Here is a 17,586-nt window from a genome sequence, read left to right as displayed (position 1 = left end):
CGCCGCACGGGCCGCCGCCCTCGCGGGCCCCGCACTACCTCGACGAGGTGCGGAGGCCGTCCAGCCAGCCGGCCAGGTTCGCGACGGAGTCGGGCATGAACGGCACCTCGTCGAGCATCCGGAGCAGCCGGGCGGGCGTGACCCACGCGCCCCACGCGACCTCCTCGGGCTGCCAGGTCACGGGGCCGTCGTAGGTGCACTCGTAGAGGAACTCGCGCATCCGCGTGCGCTCGTCGGCGTAGTCCGCCGCCCCGAGGGGCCGCAGCTCGACGCCGGTGACGCCCAGCTCCTCGGCCAGCTCCCGCCGGGCCGAGGACGCCGGGTCCTCCCCGGCGCGCAGCACGCCGCCCGCGCAGAAGTCGTACCGGCCCGGGTAGAGGTCCTTGGTGTCGGTGCGGCGGTGCACGTAGACGTCGCCGGCCCCGTTGCGCACCACGACCGCCGTGGCGGCGTGCCGCAGGTTCTCCGCGCGCACCCGGTCCCGGGGCGCGGAGCCGCAGGGCCGGCCCTCGTCGTCGTACAGGGCCACGACCTCCGGAGCGGACTCGTCCATGCGTGCATCCTGCCGCAGCGGCGGCCGGCATGACGGATGTCACGCCCCGCCCGTGCACCCGTCACGGAAGCCGGTGACAGCGCGCACTACCTGCGACGACGCCGCGCCGCGAGGGTGGAGCCATGACCACGGAACCCATCGTCCACGTCCGCGGGGCACGCCGCCGGTACGGCACCTTCGAGGCCGTCCGCGGGGTCGACCTCGACGTCCATCGCGGTGAGCTCGTCGCCCTGCTCGGCACCAACGGGGCGGGCAAGACGTCGTTCGTCGAGCTCGTCGAGGGGCTCGCCCCGGCCGACGGCGGCACCGTCCGCGTGCTCGGCCGCGACCCGTACCGCGACCGGCGGCAGATCGTCGGGTCGCTCGGGATCATGCTGCAGAGCGCCGGGTTCTCCGGCGACCTCACGGTGGCGGAGACCGCGCGCACCTGGGCCGGCACGCTGTCCCGCCCGCGCCCGGTCGACGAGGTCCTGGCCACCGTCGACCTCACGCACCGGGCCGACGTCCGCGTCGCGAGCCTGTCGGGCGGCGAGAAGCGCCGGCTCGACCTCGCGCTCGCCACCATGGGCGACCCCGAGGTGCTGTTCCTCGACGAGCCCACCACGGGGCTGGACCCGGAGAGCCGGCGCGCCACCTGGCGCCTGGTCCAGGGCCTGCTCGACGCCGGCACCACCGTGCTGCTCACCACCCACTACCTCGAGGAGGCCGAGGAGCTCGCGGACCGCATCGCGATCCTCCAGGCCGGCCGCGTGGTCCGGACCGGGTCGGTGGCCGACATCGTCGCGTCCGAGCCTGCCCGGGTCGACCTGGTGGTGCGCGACCAGGCAGGCCGCGCCGCGGTGCCGACGGTGGCCGACCTGCCGTCGCTCGAGGGCGTCGTGGACGTCCCCGAGATCGACCGCAACGGCCGCGTGCGCCTGCGCACCACCGCCCTGCAGGACGACCTGTTCACGCTGCTGCAGTGGGCCGACGCCCGGCAGCTGCGCCTCGACGACCTCGACGCCCGGTCCGCCTCGCTCGAGCAGGCGTTCCTCGCCATGGACGACCGCACCAGCACCGACAGCACCGACAGCACCGACAGGGAGGTGGCGGCATGACCACCACGACCACGACGACCCGTCCCGCCGCGAGGAAGGCGGAGCCCCGGATCAACCTGCGGCGCGTCGGGGCGCTCGCCCGCGCCGAGCTCCGGCTGCTCGTCCGCAACCGCACCGCCCTGTTCAACGCCCTGGCGCTGCCGCTCCTGACGGTGGGGCTGGTCACGGCGATGAGCGGCGTCGGCGACGGCGCGGGCGACGTCGCCGGCACGATGCTGCTGAACGTCCTGACGCTGATGGCGCTCACGTTCGTCGTCTACTACAACCTCACGGTCGCGTACGTGGCGCGGCGCGAGGAGCTGGTGCTCAAGCGCTACCTCGTGGGGGAGTCCTCGCGGGTGGAGATCCTCGCGGGCGCCGCCACGCCGGCGGTCGTCGTGGCCCTGGCGCAGGTGGTGCTCGGCGTCGTGGCGGTGTCCGTGCTCCTCGACCCGCCCTCCTTCGTCAACCCGCTGCTCGCGGTGATCGCGGTGGTCGGCGGCGCCCTGATGCTGACGGCGCTCGCGGCCGCGACCTCCGGCCTGTCCCGGACCGTCGAGTCGGCGCAGCTCACGACCCTGCCGCTCCTGATCGTCGCGCTCCCGTTCGCCGGCCTGTTCGGCCGGGGCGCGTCGGACGGCGTCGCGGGCGTGATCGACACGGTCGGCGCCTACACGCCGCTGCGCCCCATCACCGACCTCATGTCCCTCGGCCTGGCCGGCGTCGACGCCGACGGCCAGGTGCTGACCACGTTCGGCGAGACCGTCGCCGCCGGGCGGGGGTCCGTGGTGGTGCTCGTGGTGTGGACCGCGCTGGGCCTCCTCGCCGCCCGCCGCTGGATGCGGTGGGAGCCGCGCCGGTGACCGGACCGCGCCGCCGGTGGCGTGGCAGGCTGGCACCGTGACGACCGCCCGCCCGCCTGCCACGACGCGCACCGGCGGCGCGCGCGGGGTCGAGCTGTACACCCGCGTGAGCCTGTACCTCTTCGTCTTCCTCGAGCCGTTCTTCTACCTCTACGCCGTGACGGCGGTGTCGAACCTGGAGGCCGAGCTCTCCGTCCTCGCGGGGGTCGTGCTGGTCACGCTCGGCATCGCGCACACCGTCCTGTGCCTGGCCACCGTGCACGCCGGGTTCGACGGCCCGCTGACCGTCGGCCGGCGCCCGCGACCGGTGGTCGTGGTGCTGCTCGCGCTGACCGTCGCGGTGCTGGCGGCGGCGGTCGCGCTGCTGCCGCCGTACCCGGGCGGTGGCCTGCTGCACGACCCGCGCTCCGCGATGATCGCCGTGTGCGGGGCCGCGACGTGCGGGGCGCTCGCGGTCGCCGAGCCGCTGCGCCGGGTGGCCGTCGTCGGGGGCGCGGTCGTGCTCGTCGTCGTCGCGCTGCGGGTGCTGTCCGGCGCGGAGCCGGTCGCCGCGGCGGTGCTCGCCGGGGCGCTGACGGCGGTCTTCGTGCTCTTCTGGTCGAGCACGGCGCGGATGTCGATGTGGATCGTCGAGGTGGTGCGTCGGCTCGACGACGCCCGCGAGGTCGCCGCCCGGCTCGCGGTCGCGGAGGAGCGGCTGCGCATCGCCCGCGACATGCACGACGTCGTCGGGCGGGCCCTGTCGGCCGTGGCCGTGAAGTCGGAGCTCGCCGCCGCCCTGGCGCGGCGAGGCGACCCCCGGGGCGCGGACCAGATGGACGAGGTGCGCACCCTCGCGCAGGACTCCCTGCGCGAGGTGCGGGGCGTGGTCGCGGGGTACCGCGGCGCGGACCTGGCGACCGAGCTCGACGGCGCCCGGTCGGTGCTGCGCGCGGCCGGCGTGGCGGTGCGGGTGGTGGGCGAGGTCCCCGACCTCGCGGCGCCGCAGGTCGAGGCGCTGGCCTGGGTGGTGCGCGAGGGCGTGACCAACATCGTGCGGCACTCCGACGCCCGCGAGTGCCGCATCGTCCTGGCCGACGAGCCTGTCGACGGCGCGGGCGGCGCCGGCCGGGGCCGGGAGCTGGCGCTCACGGTGAGCAACGACGGCGTGCGCGCGGGCGCCGCGCCCGACGTCGCGGCGGGCTCGACGGCGGGCACGACGTCCGGCGCCGGGCTGGTCGGGCTCCGCGAGCGGCTCGCGGCGGTGGGCGGCGCGCTGGAGGCGGAGGCGGTCGGCGACCGCTTCGTGCTCACCGCCCGGGTCCCCGCCCCGGCGAGGGAGGCGGCCGCGTGATCCGCCTGGTGCTCGCCGACGACGAGACCCTCATCCGCGACGCGGTCGCCCAGCTCCTCGACCTGGAGGACGACCTGGAGGTGGTCGCCGTCGCGGGGACGGGCCCCGAGGCGGTCGCCGCGATCGAGCGGCACCGGCCCGACGTCGCCGTGCTCGACCTGCAGATGCCCGGCGCGGACGGGATCGAGGTCGCCGAGCGGGTCCGGCCCGCCGTGCCGGGCTGCGCCGTCGTGATCGTCACCAGCCACGGCCGGCCGGGGTACCTGAAGAAGGCGCTCGCGGCGGGCGTGCGGGCCTTCCTGCCGAAGTCGGCGTCAGCCGCGGTGCTGGCCGCCGCCGTGCGGCAGGTGGCCGGCGGCGGCCGGTACGTGGACCCGGAGCTCGCGGCCGACGCGATCGCCGCCGGCGACTCCCCGCTCACGGCACGCGAGGCCGACGTGCTCGAGCTGGCGGCCGACGGCGCCCCCGTCGAGGAGATCGCCGAGCGGGCCGCGCTCGCGCCCGGGACGGTGCGCAACTACCTGTCGTCCGCGGTGGCGAAGCTCGGGGTGACGAACCGGCACGAGGCGGTCCGCCTCGCGCGGGCGCAGGGCTGGCTGTGAGCGGCCGCGCTGTCCCCGGCAGCCCGTAGGCTGGACTCTCGTGTACGAGGGCGCAGTCCAGGACCTGATCGACGAGCTCGGCCGCCTTCCCGGCGTCGGGCCCAAGAGCGCGCAGCGGATCGCGTTCCACCTGCTCGCGGCGGACACCGCCGACGTGCGCCGCCTCGCGGACGCGCTCATCGAGGTGAAGGCGCGCGTGCAGTTCTGCGAGACGTGCGGCAACGTCGCGGAGTCGGAGAGGTGCCGCATCTGCGCCGACCCGCGCCGCAGCGACGACGTGATCTGCGTGGTCGAGGAGCCCAAGGACGTGGTCGCCATCGAGCGCACCCGCGAGTTCCGTGGGCGGTACCACGTGCTCGGCGGCGCCATCAACCCCATCGAGAACGTCGGCCCCGACGACCTGCGGATCAGCCAGCTCATGACGCGCCTGGCCGACGGCACGGTCACCGAGGTCATCCTCGCCACCGACCCGAACATCGAGGGCGAGGCGACGGCTACGTACCTCTCGCGGCTCATCGCCCCGATGGGCGTCACCGTCTCTCGTCTGGCCAGCGGGCTGCCCGTCGGGGGAGACTTGGAGTACGCGGACGAGGTGACCCTCGGGCGCGCTTTCGAGGGCCGGCGGGTCGTCGGCGGCTGACCAGCCGCGACGCCCCGCAGCGGGCACCGACCGGCACGACCGACGCCGTCGACCGCGGCGGAGAGGGGGCAGGACCGTGGGGGAGATCGAGCCGGGCTCGGAGTTCCGGGACGTCGCCGAGCAGATGTCCGCGCAGGCGCGCGTGTTCCTGTCCACCACGACGCAGGTCGCGTCCGGGGCGGCGCCGGGGGCCGAGCTGTCCCTGCTGATCCTCGCGACGTCCGACCTGCTCGCCGCCGGCGCGCGGCTGGCCGCGATCGTCGACGTCGTCCCCGCCGAGCGGTGGGAGCCCGACGCGGGCCCGGAGACCGACGTCGACCCGCTGCGCGACGCGCTCGCGCAGATGTTCGACGGCTTCGACGACTACGTCGAGGTGGCGGACCCGGCGCTGAGCGCGGACGTCAGCCCGGCCACGCTGTCCGGCGACCTGGCGTGCGTCGCCGAGGAGATCGCCAAGGGGCTGCAGCACTTCGACGACGGGCACGAGCTCGAGGGCCTGTGGTGGTGGCAGTTCAGCTACCTGTCGTCGTGGGGGGAGCGGGCGTCGTCGGCGCTGCGCGTCCTCCAGGGGGTGCTCGCGCACCTGCGGCTGGACGTCGCGGACGACGTCGCCGCCGAGGCGGAGTACGACGCCCTGCACTCCTGAGCGTGCGGCGTCAGGCCCTCTCCGCCGCCCGCGCGTAGTGCTCGCGCTGGGCGGGGTAGTACGACTCCCAGGCCACGTCGCCCGCGGGGCGTCCTGACCGCACCGCGACGAGCCGGTCGAGGTAGTACTCCCACCCGGGGCCGATCGACGCGGCGTCGTCGTCCGCACCGAGGCGCTGGCGGAACGTCAGCGTCGTCACCCCGCCGGACTCCGCGAGCTCGAGCGCCAGGTGCCAGACCCCGCCCGGCGCCGCCGTGTCGACGGCGTACCGGTGCGGCGGCTCGCACCGGGTGATGACGCACTCCGCGGCCTCGGCGTCCGGGCTCTCGGAGGTCATGAAGAACCGGACCCGGCCGCTCGTCGGGTCGCCCTCCCAGCGGCCGACCCACCGGTCGAGCAGGTGCGGCTCGGTCACGCTCGCCCAGACGTCGGGCGCGGTGGCGTCGAAGCTCCGGGTGAGGACGAGCTCCGGCCCGGCGGCCCCGTGCTCGACGGTGCCGGTCGCCGCGACGGTGGGGCGGTCTCCGTCGGTCATGCTCCCAGGGTGGCACGGCGCCGCCGGCGGCGGGAGGCGGGACGGTCCGTGACGGCGCCCGGCCACGTGACATCATGCGGCGGGTGCCCGACCTCGATGTCCTCACGATCGTCCTGCTCGTCCTCGCCGGGCTCACCGCCGGCTGGGTCGACGCCGTCGTGGGCGGCGGCGGGCTGATCCAGCTCCCCGCGCTGCTGCTGGTGCCGGGCATCTCGCCGGTGCAGGCGCTGGCCACCAACAAGCTCGGCTCGATCATGGGCACGTCCACCAGCGCGATCACGTACTACCGCCGGGTGGGCCCGGACCTCACGACGGCGGGTCCGATGGCGGTCGCCGCGCTGGTCGGGGCGTTCGGCGGCGCCGCGCTGGCGAGCCGCATCCCGGCCGAGCTGTTCAAGCCGATCATCCTCGTCGTGCTGATCGGCGTCGCCACCTACACGGTGCTGAAGCCGAAGCTCGGCGCGCACGACAACCTGCGCTGGGAGGGCAACCGGCACCGCTGGACGGCGGCCGGCATCGGGCTCGTCATCGGCGCGTACGACGGGCTGCTCGGCCCGGGCACGGGCACGTTCCTCGTCATCGCGCTGGTGAGCGTGCTGGGCTACGCGTTCCTGCCCGCGTCGGCGCTGGCGAAGATCACCAACTTCGCCACCAACCTGGGTGCGCTGCTGTTCTTCGTGCCGCACGGCGCGGTGCTGTGGGGCCTGGGCCTGATGATCGGCGCCGCCAACCTCGTGGGCGCCTACATCGGGGCGCGGATGGCGGTGGCGAAGGGCAGCGCGTTCGTGCGCGTCATCTTCGTCGTGGTCGTGGGCGCCCTCATCCTCAAGCTCGGCTACGACGTCTGGCAGGACTGGCGGTCCTGAGGCCCCGCGCCGCGGCACGCGGGCGCCCGATCGGCGTCACGCGTCGAGGGCGCGGACGATCCGGTCGAGGTCGTCCAGCAGCGCGGCCAGGCGCGTCCCGGGGATGCCGGCCACCATGCGGGCCTCGACGGCGTACACGGCGTCCTGGGCGGACCTCAGGCGGCGCTCGCCGGCGGCGGTGAGGCGCACCGGGCGGGCCCGGCCGTGGTCGACCACGTCGGGGCGCGTCGTCAGGCCCGCCTCCTGGAGCCCCCGGAGCACGAGGTTCATCGACTGCCGGGTGACGAAGGTGGCGCGGGCGAGCTCGGCGTTCGACTGCCCCGGGTGCAGCGCGAGGACCTCGAGGCACGAGTACTGGGGCACGGTCAGGTCGTGCTCGCGCAGCGCGGCGTCGAGGGCGCCCCGCAGGGCGGAGTGCGCGCGCTTCAGGCGGTAGCCGACGTGCTCGGTGACGTCGGCGGCGGGGTGCGGCGGGACCGGCGGCGTGGTCATGTCAACATGTTGACACATCGTCGCCCGCGAGCCTAGCCTCGAAGATGTCAATGTCCTGACATCAAACGAGGAGCACCATGTCCGCCACCGAGCCCGCCACCGTGACCGGCCCCGACTTCCTGGCCCTGCAGGTCCGCGACGTCGCCGCGGCCGCCGCGTTCTTCGAGGAGCGCCTCGGCCTGCGCCGCAGCCCCGCGTCCCCGCCCGGCGCCGTCGTCTTCGCGACCGAGCCCGTCCCCTTCGCCGTCCGCGGCCCGCTGCCCGGCACCGACCTCGACGCCGGCCGCCCCGGCCTCGGCGTCGCGCTCTGGTTCGCCACCACCGACGCCGTCGCGCTGCACGACAGCCTCGGTGCCGTGGGCGTCGAGGTGCTCGGCCCGGTCGTCGGCTCGCCCTTCGGCCCCACGTTCTCCTTCGTCGGGCCGGAGGGCTACGTCCTCACCGTCCACGGGGCGTGAGGGCGTCGGCCGGGCCGGGCGCGCCCGCCCGGCCGACGAGGCGTCAGCGGACCAGCAGGTCGCGCAGCGCGGTCACGACCTCCTGGGGCGCGCTCTCGGCCATGAAGTGGCCGGCGGCGGTGGAGCGGTGGTCGAGGTCGGGCGCCCACGCGCGCCACAGGCCGGCGGCGTCGTAGCCGAGCATCGAGCCCCAGTCCTGCTGCACCACCGTCACCGGCATGGCCAGCCGGCGCCCGGCGTCCCGGTCGGCGCGGTCGTGCTCGACGTCGACGCCGGCCGACGCGCGGTAGTCGGCGACGATCGACGGCACGGCCTCCCGGGACCGGCGGAGGTACTCGGCGCGCACGTCCGCGTCGAAGGGGGCGGCCGTACCCGGCGGGGTCCACGCGTCGAGGAAGTGGCCGAAGAACGCGTCGGCGGTCGCCTCGATCATGGCCTCCGGCAGCCCCGCGGGCTGGGCCATGAGGTACAGGTGGAACGCGACGGCGGCGTCCGCGCCGTGCAGCACGTCCCACATGTCGAGGGTGGGCAGCACGTCGAGCGACGCGAGGTGCGTCACCGCCTCGGGGTGGTCGAGCCCGGCCCGGACGGCGACCAGCGCACCACGGTCGTGGCCCGCCAGCGCGAACCGGTCGAACCCGAGCTCCGCCGCGAGGCGCACCACGTCGCGGGCCATGGTGCGCTTGGAGTACGTGTCGGGCGAGGTCTCGGCGGGCTTGTCGCTCGCGCCGTAGCCGCGCAGGTCGGGCACGATCACGGTGTGGTCGGCGGCGAGCGCGGGGGCGACGTGGCGCCAGCACAGGTGCGTCTGGGGGAAGCCGTGCAGCAGCACCACGGCGCGGTCGCCGCTGCCGCCCACGGCGGCGTGCAGCGCGACGCCGTCGTCCACCGTGACGCGCACGTCGCGGAAGCCGGGGATGGTGGGGGAGTCGGTCATGGGTGTTCTCCTGGTCGTGGTCGGATGGGTCGTCGGGACGACACGCTCAGCCTCGGCGGCACCGATGAGCGATGGATGAGCAGGAGGGGCGGCGGATGGTGACGGTCGGCGTCCTCGGGCCGGTCGTGGCCTGGGGCGAGGACGGCGCCGAGCTGGCCCTGCGCGGGCCGCGGCACCGGGAGCTGCTCGCGCGCCTCGTCGCCGCACGCGGCCGGGTCGTGGGGGTGACCGACCTGGTCGACGACCTCTGGGAGGACCCGCCGGACGGCGCCGTGGCCGCGGTGCGCACCTTCGTCGCGGCGCTGCGGCGGGCCCTGGAGCCGGACCGGCCGCCGCGCGCGGCGCCGCGGGTGCTGGTGACCCAGGGGCCGGGCTACGCGCTGCGCCTCCCGGACGACGCGGTGGACGCGCGGGCGGCCGAGCGGCTGGTGTCGGCCGCGGCCGCGGCCCCGGCGGCGACGGCCCTGCGGGGGCTGGACGCCGCGCTCGCGCTGTGGCGCGGCGAGCCGTACGCGGGCATCGACGCGGCGTGGGCGGCGTCCGAGCGCGCCCGGCTGGAGGACCTGCGGCTCGGGACCGTCGAGCAGCGCGCGGAGGCGCTGCTCGTGCTGGACAGCCCCGCCGACGTCGTCGCCGGCCTGGAGCGACACGTGGCGACGCAGCCGTGGCGCGAGGAGGGCTGGCGCCTGCTGGCCCTCGCCCTGCGCGCCGCGGGCCGGCAGGCCGACGCGCTGGCCGTGGTCCGCCGCGCGCGGCGCACGCTCGTGGACGAGCTCGGCCTCGACCCGGGGCCCCGCCTGGCGGAGGCCGAGGCCCGGATCCTGCGCCAGGAGGACGGCGCGGGAGCGGACCTCTGGGCGCGGGCCGCCGACACCTTCGCCCGGACGGCGTCCCAGGGACCGGCCCGGCTCGAGCAGTCGGCCACGCTGCTCGGCTCGGCGGCGGTGACGGGCGGGCTCGCGGAGGCCCGCGACCAGCGGTCCGCCGTGGTGCGGGCGGCGGACCGCCGGGGCGACCCGCGCCTGACGGCCCGCGTGCTGGACGCGGTCCACGTGCCGAGCGTGTGGCCCGTGCCCGACGACCCGGCCGAGGCGGCGGTGCTCGCGCAGGTGGCGGAGCGGACCCTGCGGGAGCTCGGGCCCGACGCCCCCGACCGCACCCGGGCGCGCCTGCTGGCGGGGCTGGCCACGGAGCTGCGCGGGGCGCGCGGGGGCCGCGGCCCGGAGGCGGCCCGGGAGGCGGTCGCCCTCGCGCGCCGCACGGGCGACCCGGCGACCCTCGCGCGCGCCCTCGGGGCCCAGGTGCTGCACACCGTGGGGCGGGCCGGGCTGGCCCCCGCCCGGGACGCGCTGGGCGCCGAGCTCGTGGACGTGGCCGCCCGCGCCGGCCTGGCGACGGACGAGATCGTCGGCCGGCTGGTGCGCGTGCAGGCCCGGACCGCCCTCGGCGACGTCGCGGGCGCGGCCGGCCACGCGGAGGCGGCCCGCCTCCTCGCCGCCGACCACGAGCGGCCCCTCGTCGAGGTGCTCGTCACGTGGGCCGCCGTCGTGCGCGAGGCGGTCGAGGGCGCGCCGGACGCCGACGTCGTCCGTGCCGTGCACGAGGCGGCCGCCCGGCTGCCGGGCGCGGGGATGGAGGGGCTGGAGGCCGGGCTGGAACCGCTCGCCGTCCTGAGCCTGCGCGTCGGGCGGGGGTGCGCGGACGCCGGCGCCCTCGCGGGGGCCACGGGCGACCCGGCCGACCCCGGCGCGGTCGCCGCCTGGGGCCCGTACCGCCCGTGGGTCCGGCCGTGGGCGCTGCACGCCGCCGGGAGGGGCCCGGACGCGGCCCGCGCGCTCGCGGGCGTCCCCGACCCGCCGCCCGGCCTGCTGGCGGAGGCGCTGTGGGTGCTGGCGGGGCGGGCGGCGGTGCTGGTCGGCGACCGGACGGTCGCCGGGCGTGCGCGGGCGGCGCTGGCGCCCGCCGTGGACGAGCTGGCGGCGGGCAGCGCGCTGGTCACGGCGGGGAGCGTCGCCGTCCACCTCGGGGCGCTGGACGCCTTCCTCGCGGGCGACCCGCCGGTCACCACCTGAGACGGTCCTCGTCCGAGGGGCGGTCCCCGTCTACCATCGACGGGCAAGCACTCGCACCCGGCGGACCGTTGAGAGAGACGGAGGCCGGTAGAGCAGAAGGTTGTGACATGGCACTAGTCGTGCAGAAATACGGCGGATCGTCCGTCTCCGACGCCCACAGCATCAAGCGCGTGGCGAAGCGGATCGCGGCGACCAAGCGGGCGGGGAACGACGTCGTCGTCGTGGTGAGCGCCATGGGCGACACCACGGACGAGCTCCTCGACCTCGCCGGGCAGATCACCCCGCTGCCCCCGCAGCGCGAGCTCGACATCCTCCTCACCTCCGGTGAGCGCATCTCGATGTCCCTGCTCGCGATGGCGATCACGAACCTCGGGGTGAAGGCGAAGTCCTTCACCGGCCAGCAGGCCGGCCTCATCACCGACGCCGTGCACGGGCGCGCCCGGCTCGTCGACGTCGTGCCGCACCGCGTCCGCGAGACGGTGGAGCGCGGGCAGGTCGCGATCGTCGCGGGCTTCCAGGGCGTGAGCTCGTCGAACGACGTGACGACGCTCGGCCGCGGCGGCTCGGACACGACCGCCGTCGCGCTCGCCGCCGGCCTCGACGCCGACGTCTGCGAGATCTACACCGACGTGGACGGCGTGTTCACGGCCGACCCGCGCATCGTCCCCGCCGCGCGGAAGATCGACCGCGTCACCTACGAGGAGATGCTCGAGCTCGCCGCGTCGGGGGCCAAGGTCCTGGCCCTGCGCGCGGTGGAGTACGCGCGCCGCTACGACGTGCCCGTGCACGTGCGCAGCTCGTTCTCCAACACCACCGGCACCCTCGTCACCGGCACGTACGGCGACGCGATCGACCCGAACGCCCCCACGGGCGACCAGCAGGAGGCAGTGATGGAAGCCCCGATCATCTCCGGCGTCGCGCACGACCGCAGCGAGGCCAAGATCACCGTCGTCGGCGTGCCGGACAAGCCCGGCACCGCGGCCCGCATCTTCGAGGTCGTGGCCGGCGCGGGCGCGAACATCGACATGATCGTGCAGAACGTCTCGGCGGCCCACACCGGCCTCACGGACATCTCGTTCACGCTGCCGCACGCGGACAGCCCGTCCACGCTGGCCGCGCTGAACGCGCTCCAGGAGGAGATCGGGTTCGCGTCGCTGCAGTACGACGACCAGATCGGCAAGCTGTCGCTGGTCGGGGCGGGCATGAAGTCCCACCCGGGCGTCTCGGCGCGGCTGTTCGGCGCGCTGCGCGACGCCGGGATCAACATCGAGATGATCTCCACCTCGGAGATCCGCATCTCTGTCGTGACCCGCGAGGACGCCCTGGACGACGCCGTGCGCGCCATCCACTCGGCGTTCGACCTGGACTCCGCCGACGGCGAGGCCGTCGTCTACGCCGGCTCGGGGCGGTGACGCGCTGATGGCACAGATCACCACCACCGGCGTGAACGTCGCCGTCGTCGGCGCCACCGGCCAGGTCGGCGGCGTGCTGCGCCGCCTCCTCGCGGAGCGCGCCTTCCCGGTCAAGGAGCTGCGGTTCTTCGCGTCCGCGCGCTCGGCGGGCAGCACCCTTCCGTTCGAGGGCGTGGACGTCGTCGTCGAGGACGTCGCGGCCACCGCCACCGACGACCTCGCGGACGTCGACGTCGCGATCTTCTCGGCCGGCGGCGGCACGTCGCGCGAGCACGCGCCCCGGTTCGCCGAGGCGGGCGCCGTCGTCATCGACAACTCCTCCGCCTGGCGCCTCGACCCCGAGGTGCCGCTGGTGGTCTCCGAGGTGAACCCGGAGGCGATCGGCGACGCCGTGAAGGGTATCGTCGCGAACCCGAACTGCACCACGATGGCCGCGATGCCGGTGCTCAAGCCGCTGGCCGACGAGGCCGGGCTGGAGCGCCTGCGGGTCGCGACCTACCAGGCGGTGTCGGGCTCGGGCGTCGGCGGGGTCAAGGAGCTGGCCGACCAGGCGCGCGCCGCCGTGGCCGGCGACCTCGAGGGCCTCGCGCACTCGGGCGGGGCCGTGACGTTCCCGGAGCCGGACAAGTACGTGGCGCCGATCGCGTTCGACGTGCTGCCGCTGGCGGGCAACCTCGTGGACGACGGCTCGGGCGAGACCGACGAGGAGCAGAAGCTCCGCAACGAGTCGCGCAAGATCCTCGGCCTGCCCGACCTCGCCGTGGCCGGCACCTGCGTGCGGGTCCCGGTCTTCACCGGTCACTCGCTGGCGATCCACGCCGAGTTCGGCTCGGCGATCACCCCCGAGCGGGCGCGCGAGCTGCTGGCCGCCGCGCCGGGCGTGGAGCTCGCGGACGTCCCGACGCCGCTGGCCGCGGCGGGCGCCGACCCGTCGTTCGTCGGGCGCATCCGCACCGACCAGTCCGTGCCCGGCGGGCGCGGCCTCGTGCTGTTCGTGTCCAACGACAACCTGCGCAAGGGCGCGGCGCTCAACGCCGTGCAGATCGCGGAGATCGTCGCGGCGGACCTGGCCGAGCTGGCCGCGTTCGACGACGTCGACGCCGCCGAGGCGGAGTCCGCCACGGCCTGACCGGGCGGTTCACGGGGCCCGGCGACGAGCGATCGTCGCCGGGCCCCGTCGCGTCTCCGGCGGTGGAACGTCAGGCCGCGCCGGCGAGGAGCAGCCGGGTGAGGCCCTCGGGGTCCTCGAGCATGGCGACGTGCCCGACGCCGGGCAGGTACTCCAGCCGGGCGCCCGGGACGGCGGCGTACCGCCGGGCCGACGCGGGGTCCCACCGCGGGTCCGCGTCGCCGAAGACCACCAGCAGCCGGACGCCGAGCGCGGCGACCCGCTCCGGCACCGGCCGCTCGGCGAGGTAGGCGGCGTAGCCCGCCATGACCCGGCGGAAGTCCGCGTACCGCGTGCGGCGCACGTCGGCGAGGAAGCCGTCGGGCACGTCGACCGGCCGCGCGGTCACCGACCGGATCCCTCGTCGCAGCATCCCGGTGGTGCGCAGCGGCCACACGAGAGGCCCGAACGGGCGCCCCATGAGGACACGCACCGCCGCGGCCTCCGGGAGCATCGCGTCCGGCGCCGGGCCGGTGCTGACCAGCACCAGCCCGCCCACCAGGTCCGGCCTCCGTTCGGCGAGCGCCGTCGCGACGTAGCCGCCGCTGGAGTGCCCCACGACGGTCGGCCGCGCGACGCCCAGCTCGTCCAGCAGCGCCGCGACGCGGTCGGCCTGCGCGGGGACGTCGTAGGCCGGGGCCCGCGGGGAGCGGCCGCAGCCGGGCAGGTCGACCGCGACGACCCGGTGCGCGGCGGCGAGCCCGGGCAGCACCGGGGACCAGGACGCCGCGGTGGCCCCCGAGCCGTGGACCAGCAGCATCGGCGGGGCGTCGGGCGGGCCGTCGACGACGACGTGGATGCCGGCGACGACTGCGTCGCGGCGGCGGGTTCCGGTCATGGTCCGAGCGTCCCCCGGTTCGGCCGGGCATGCCGGTCCTCCGCCCCGCGCGGGGGAGCTCGTCCTGGAGGGGTTGCGCGCACCGGAGGACCTATGGTTCATTAGTCGAGTAATGAACCCCTGAACCACTGAACCTGTGTGAGGAGGTCCGCGTGTTCGACGGACCCGAACCCATCTACGTGCAGATCGCCCAGATGATCCGCGCGCAGGTGCTCGCCGGTGAGCTCGCGGAGGAGGAGCAGGTCATGTCGACCACCCAGTTCGCCACGACGTTCCGCATCAACCCCGCCACCGCCGCCAAGGCCTTCGCCGGCCTGGTCGACGAGGGCGTCCTGTACAAGCGCCGCGGCCTGGGCATGTTCGTCGCCCCCGGGGCGCGCGAGCGGCTGCTGGAGCACCACCGCACCGCCTACTTCGACGAGGTGCTCGCCCCCGCGCTCGCGCAGGCCGACATCCTCGGCATCTCGACCGACGAGCTCGTCGCCTACGTGCTCGGCACCAACGGCCACCGCAAGCCCACGACCACCACGGAGGAGTCATGACCCCCGCACCCTTCGGCGCCCGTCTCGACGACGTCGTCGTCCGGTTCGGAGCCCAGCGCCGCATGACCGCGGAGGGCACGACCGTCAAGAACGACGCCGGCACCGCGCTGGACGGCGTCACCCTGGACCTGCGACCCGGCGTCATCACCGGGATCCTCGGCCGCAACGGCGCGGGCAAGTCCACGCTGCTGTCGCTGCTCGCGGCGTTCAACCGGCCCACCTCGGGCACGGTCCGCGTGGGCCCCGGCGAGCTCATGGAGGACCCGTGGGAGAACCCGTGGGCCACGGCCAACGTCCAGCTGGTGCGCGAGAGCGGCGACCTCATGGAGGAGGAGCGCGTCGCGACCACGCTGACGTACTACGCCGACCTGCGCCCCTACTGGGACGCCGACCTGGCCGGCCGGCTGCTCGACCTGTTCGAGGTGGACCCCCGCAAGAAGCCGACCGCCCTGTCGCGCGGCAAGCGGTCCGCCGTCGGCGCCACCATCGGCCTCGCGGCCCGCGCGCCGCTGACCATCCTCGACGAGGTCTACCTCGGCATGGACGCCCCCACGCGGTACGCGTTCTACGACGAGATCCTCGCCGACTACGCCGAGCACCCCCGCACCATCCTGCTGTCGAGCCACCTGGTCGAGGAGGTCGAGCGTCTCTTCGAGGACGTCGTCGTGCTGCACCGCGGCAGCGTGCTCCTCGCCGAGCCGGCGGAGGACATGCAGGCGCGCGGGTTCAGCCTCACCGGCCCCGTCGCGGCGGTCGAGGAGCTGGCCGCCGGCCGCCGCGAGCTGCACCGCCAGCGCCTCGGCGCCACCGTGCAGGTGACGATCGAGGGCGCGCCCGACGAGGGGGCCGCCGCCGCGGCCCGCGCCGTGGGCGTCGAGATCGGGTCGCTGCCGCTGCAGGACCTGTTCGTGCGCCTCACCCAGCCGCGGGACGACGACGGCCACGCCGCGCCCGCCGCCACGACCCGAACCACCCAGAGCCGGACGGGGGAGACCCGATGAGCGCCGCCACCGTCACGCGCGCCGAGCGCGACGCCTTCGTGGCGCGAGCGCAGTCCCGCGGCACGCGCCGCGTCGCCCGGTCCGTCGGGTCGGCGTCGCTCCTGCTGGGCTCCGGCTTCTGGGGCCTCTTCCTCGTCGTCTCCGTGGCCGTGCCCCTGGTGGTCCGCCAGGCCGGCGGGGTCATGGGCGGGGGAGTGATGACGGGCGCGGAGTACGCGGCGTCGTGGTTCGCCCTCTCCCTGGGCATGATCGCCCTCTCGGGGCTCACCGTGCCGCACCTGGCCGCGGGCGGCACCCGCCGCTCGATGTACGGCGGGGCGCTGGCCGCCGCGCTCGTCGCGGGGGTCGCCTTCGGCCTGGCGTACGCGGTGCTGCTGCTCGTCGAGCGCGGCCTCTTCGGCGCGCTCGGCTGGTCGTGGGACCAGCTCGGCAGCGGGCTGGACGGCGGCGGCGCGTGGGTGGTCGTGACCGGCGTGGCCGAGGCGATCGGCGTCGTCGTGTACATGCTCGTCGGGATGGCGGCCCAGGCCGCCTACCGCACGCACGGCGTCTGGACGGGCACCGCGCTCCTCGTGCCCGGCTTCGTCCTCGTCGTCCTGGTCGACCACGCCACCCGCCTGGGGACCTTCTCCGACGCGTTCGGCACCCTCGGGCTCGGCGGCGACCAGGCACCGGTCGCCCTCGGCCTCGTCCAGGCGCTCGTCGTGCTGGCCCTGGCCGTCGGCTGGTTCTGGTGGCAGGTGCGCGCCGTGCGCCTGCGGCCGGCGGGGTGAGCGCCATGACCACCACCACGACCCCCGCCGCCGAGGCGCCCGCCCGCGCCCTGCACCGCCACGCCGTGCGGGCGACCCGACGCCGGTTCCTGCGCACGCTCGCCTTCGCCGGCGTGGGGTTCTGGGCCGGCTGGGCCGCCCTGGTGCTCACCCTGCCGGTGATCGTCGAGCGCTGGGGCGGCGAGGCGGACGGGCTCGTCCACGACGCCGCCGGCGGACCCGTGCGGTGGGTGGCGCTCGGCGTCGGCGTCCTCACGACGGCGACCACGCTCACCCTGCACGTCGCGGCCGGCGGCACCCGCCGGTCGGTCGTCGAGGGCGGCCTCCGCGCAGCGCTGATCGCAGGCCCCGTGCTCGGCGTCCTCGCGGCGGCCCTCGCCCTGGCCGAGAAGGCCGTCTACGCCGACCTCGGCCGGTACTGGCAGGGCACCGCCGCGCCGCTGGGCGTCGACACCGTCACGGGCGTCGTCGTCCTGGTGGTCGGCGAGTCGCTGGTCGTCGTCACCTACCTCCTCGTCGGGACGGCCGTCATCGCCGGCTTCCGCCGGGCGGGCATGTGGCGCGGTGCCCTGCGCGTCCTGCCGCTCCTCGTCCCGGCCGCCCTGGCGGACCTCGCCACCCGCACCGGCCTGTTCGGCCTCCCGCTGCGCGGCGGCTACGACTCCGTCGCCGTCGGCGTCGTCGCCACCGTCGGCGGCACCCTGCTCGCCGCGGCCCTCGCCGCCGTCGTCGCGGCACGGATGCTCCACGCCGTCCCGCTCCGCCCCTGACCAGCCCAC

The 17,586-nt window shown here is 76.1% G+C and carries 20 protein-coding genes; 15 read left to right on the top strand and 5 right to left on the bottom strand.

Going from position 1 to position 17,586, the window contains the following annotated elements; translation table 11 throughout:
* Positions 1–34: 34 nt before the first annotated feature.
* Entirely contained in the window at positions 35–553 is a 519-nt protein-coding gene (locus ACFU9A_RS18635; RefSeq protein WP_430576781.1) for an NUDIX hydrolase, read from the bottom strand.
* Positions 554–675: 122 nt separating this feature from the next.
* On the opposite strand from ACFU9A_RS18635, the gene ACFU9A_RS18630 reads away from it, so the two are divergent.
* The 6 genes from ACFU9A_RS18630 (at position 676) to ACFU9A_RS18605 (ending at position 5,713) form a co-directional block, all read left to right on the top strand.
* Positions 676–1,650, top strand: a complete 975-nt coding sequence (locus ACFU9A_RS18630; protein WP_430576780.1) for an ABC transporter ATP-binding protein — start codon at positions 676–678, stop codon at positions 1,648–1,650.
* Entirely contained in the window at positions 1,647–2,492 is an 846-nt protein-coding gene (locus ACFU9A_RS18625; protein WP_430576779.1) for an ABC transporter permease, read from the top strand. The genes ACFU9A_RS18630 and ACFU9A_RS18625 overlap by 4 nt, the downstream gene beginning before the upstream one ends.
* Positions 2,493–2,529: 37 nt before the next feature.
* On the top strand, positions 2,530–3,825 hold the full coding sequence (locus tag ACFU9A_RS18620; protein ID WP_430576778.1) for a sensor histidine kinase: 1,296 nt from the start codon (positions 2,530–2,532) through the stop codon (positions 3,823–3,825).
* Positions 3,822–4,427: a response regulator gene (locus ACFU9A_RS18615; protein WP_430576777.1), complete on the top strand. Its 606-nt coding sequence runs from the start codon at positions 3,822–3,824 to the stop codon at positions 4,425–4,427. The genes ACFU9A_RS18620 and ACFU9A_RS18615 overlap by 4 nt, the downstream gene beginning before the upstream one ends.
* Positions 4,428–4,467: 40 nt before the next feature.
* Positions 4,468–5,067 carry a recombination mediator RecR gene (recR, locus tag ACFU9A_RS18610; protein WP_380324338.1) on the top strand — a complete coding sequence of 200 codons (600 nt, stop codon included), beginning with the start codon at positions 4,468–4,470 and terminating at the stop codon, positions 5,065–5,067.
* A 76-nt stretch (positions 5,068–5,143) separates the two neighbouring features.
* Positions 5,144–5,713 carry a DUF5063 domain-containing protein gene (locus ACFU9A_RS18605; protein ID WP_430576776.1) on the top strand — a complete coding sequence of 190 codons (570 nt, stop codon included), beginning with the start codon at positions 5,144–5,146 and terminating at the stop codon, positions 5,711–5,713.
* Positions 5,714–5,723: 10 nt separating this feature from the next.
* Here the strand turns inward: ACFU9A_RS18605 and ACFU9A_RS18600 are convergent, their stop codons facing one another.
* Positions 5,724–6,248 carry an SRPBCC family protein gene (locus tag ACFU9A_RS18600; RefSeq protein WP_430576775.1) on the bottom strand — a complete coding sequence of 175 codons (525 nt, stop codon included), beginning with the start codon at positions 6,246–6,248 and terminating at the stop codon, positions 5,724–5,726.
* A 74-nt stretch (positions 6,249–6,322) separates the two neighbouring features.
* Here ACFU9A_RS18600 and ACFU9A_RS18595 point away from each other — a divergent pair, with 74 nt between their 5' ends.
* Positions 6,323–7,114 (top strand): sulfite exporter TauE/SafE family protein, encoded by a 792-nt coding sequence (locus tag ACFU9A_RS18595; protein WP_430576774.1) that lies wholly within the window; start codon positions 6,323–6,325, stop codon positions 7,112–7,114.
* 36 nt (positions 7,115–7,150) lie between these two features.
* Here the strand turns inward: ACFU9A_RS18595 and ACFU9A_RS18590 are convergent, their stop codons facing one another.
* Positions 7,151–7,606: a MarR family winged helix-turn-helix transcriptional regulator gene (locus ACFU9A_RS18590; protein WP_430576773.1), complete on the bottom strand. Its 456-nt coding sequence runs from the start codon at positions 7,604–7,606 to the stop codon at positions 7,151–7,153.
* 77 nt (positions 7,607–7,683) lie between these two features.
* Here ACFU9A_RS18590 and ACFU9A_RS18585 point away from each other — a divergent pair, with 77 nt between their 5' ends.
* Complete coding sequence (locus ACFU9A_RS18585) at positions 7,684–8,064, top strand: VOC family protein (RefSeq protein ID WP_430576772.1); 381 nt, start codon at positions 7,684–7,686, stop codon at positions 8,062–8,064.
* Between the two features lie 43 nt (positions 8,065–8,107).
* On the opposite strand, the gene ACFU9A_RS18580 is transcribed toward ACFU9A_RS18585, so the two are convergent.
* Positions 8,108–9,001, bottom strand: coding sequence for an alpha/beta fold hydrolase (locus ACFU9A_RS18580; protein WP_430576771.1), 894 nt, complete (start codon positions 8,999–9,001; stop codon positions 8,108–8,110).
* 71 nt (positions 9,002–9,072) lie between these two features.
* Here ACFU9A_RS18580 and ACFU9A_RS18575 point away from each other — a divergent pair, with 71 nt between their 5' ends.
* The 3 genes from ACFU9A_RS18575 (at position 9,073) to ACFU9A_RS18565 (ending at position 13,614) form a co-directional block, all read left to right on the top strand.
* Positions 9,073–11,073 carry a BTAD domain-containing putative transcriptional regulator gene (locus tag ACFU9A_RS18575; protein ID WP_430576770.1) on the top strand — a complete coding sequence of 667 codons (2,001 nt, stop codon included), beginning with the start codon at positions 9,073–9,075 and terminating at the stop codon, positions 11,071–11,073.
* 107 nt (positions 11,074–11,180) lie between these two features.
* Positions 11,181–12,485 (top strand): aspartate kinase, encoded by a 1,305-nt coding sequence (locus ACFU9A_RS18570; RefSeq protein WP_430576769.1) that lies wholly within the window; start codon positions 11,181–11,183, stop codon positions 12,483–12,485.
* A 7-nt stretch (positions 12,486–12,492) separates the two neighbouring features.
* The gene (locus tag ACFU9A_RS18565) at positions 12,493–13,614 is read left to right on the top strand and encodes an aspartate-semialdehyde dehydrogenase (protein ID WP_430576768.1); all 1,122 of its coding nucleotides are present in this window, start codon (positions 12,493–12,495) and stop codon (positions 13,612–13,614) included.
* Between the two features lie 70 nt (positions 13,615–13,684).
* Here ACFU9A_RS18565 and ACFU9A_RS18560 read toward each other — a convergent pair whose 3' ends face one another.
* On the bottom strand, positions 13,685–14,491 hold the full coding sequence (locus ACFU9A_RS18560; protein ID WP_430576767.1) for an alpha/beta fold hydrolase: 807 nt from the start codon (positions 14,489–14,491) through the stop codon (positions 13,685–13,687).
* A gap of 152 nt (positions 14,492–14,643) precedes the next feature.
* Between ACFU9A_RS18560 and ACFU9A_RS18555 the strand changes: the two genes are divergently transcribed.
* The 4 genes from ACFU9A_RS18555 to ACFU9A_RS18540 are packed head-to-tail and all read left to right on the top strand — an operon-like array spanning position 14,644 to position 17,577.
* Positions 14,644–15,033, top strand: coding sequence for a GntR family transcriptional regulator (locus tag ACFU9A_RS18555; RefSeq protein ID WP_430576766.1), 390 nt, complete (start codon positions 14,644–14,646; stop codon positions 15,031–15,033).
* A complete protein-coding gene (locus tag ACFU9A_RS18550; protein WP_430576765.1) occupies positions 15,030–16,034 on the top strand; it encodes an ATP-binding cassette domain-containing protein in 1,005 nt (334 codons plus the stop codon). The genes ACFU9A_RS18555 and ACFU9A_RS18550 overlap by 4 nt, the downstream gene beginning before the upstream one ends.
* Positions 16,031–16,807 carry a hypothetical protein gene (locus ACFU9A_RS18545; protein ID WP_430576764.1) on the top strand — a complete coding sequence of 259 codons (777 nt, stop codon included), beginning with the start codon at positions 16,031–16,033 and terminating at the stop codon, positions 16,805–16,807. The genes ACFU9A_RS18550 and ACFU9A_RS18545 overlap by 4 nt, the downstream gene beginning before the upstream one ends.
* Positions 16,808–16,812: 5 nt before the next feature.
* A complete protein-coding gene (locus ACFU9A_RS18540) occupies positions 16,813–17,577 on the top strand; it encodes a hypothetical protein (protein ID WP_430576763.1) in 765 nt (254 codons plus the stop codon).
* Positions 17,578–17,586 lie beyond the last annotated feature (9 nt).

Source organism: Isoptericola sp. NPDC057653 (genome assembly GCF_042799955.1).
GTDB lineage: Bacteria > Actinomycetota > Actinomycetes > Actinomycetales > Cellulomonadaceae > Isoptericola.
The sequence above is the reverse complement of the archived record's forward strand: the minus strand, read 5'-3'. Positions and strand labels throughout refer to the sequence as shown.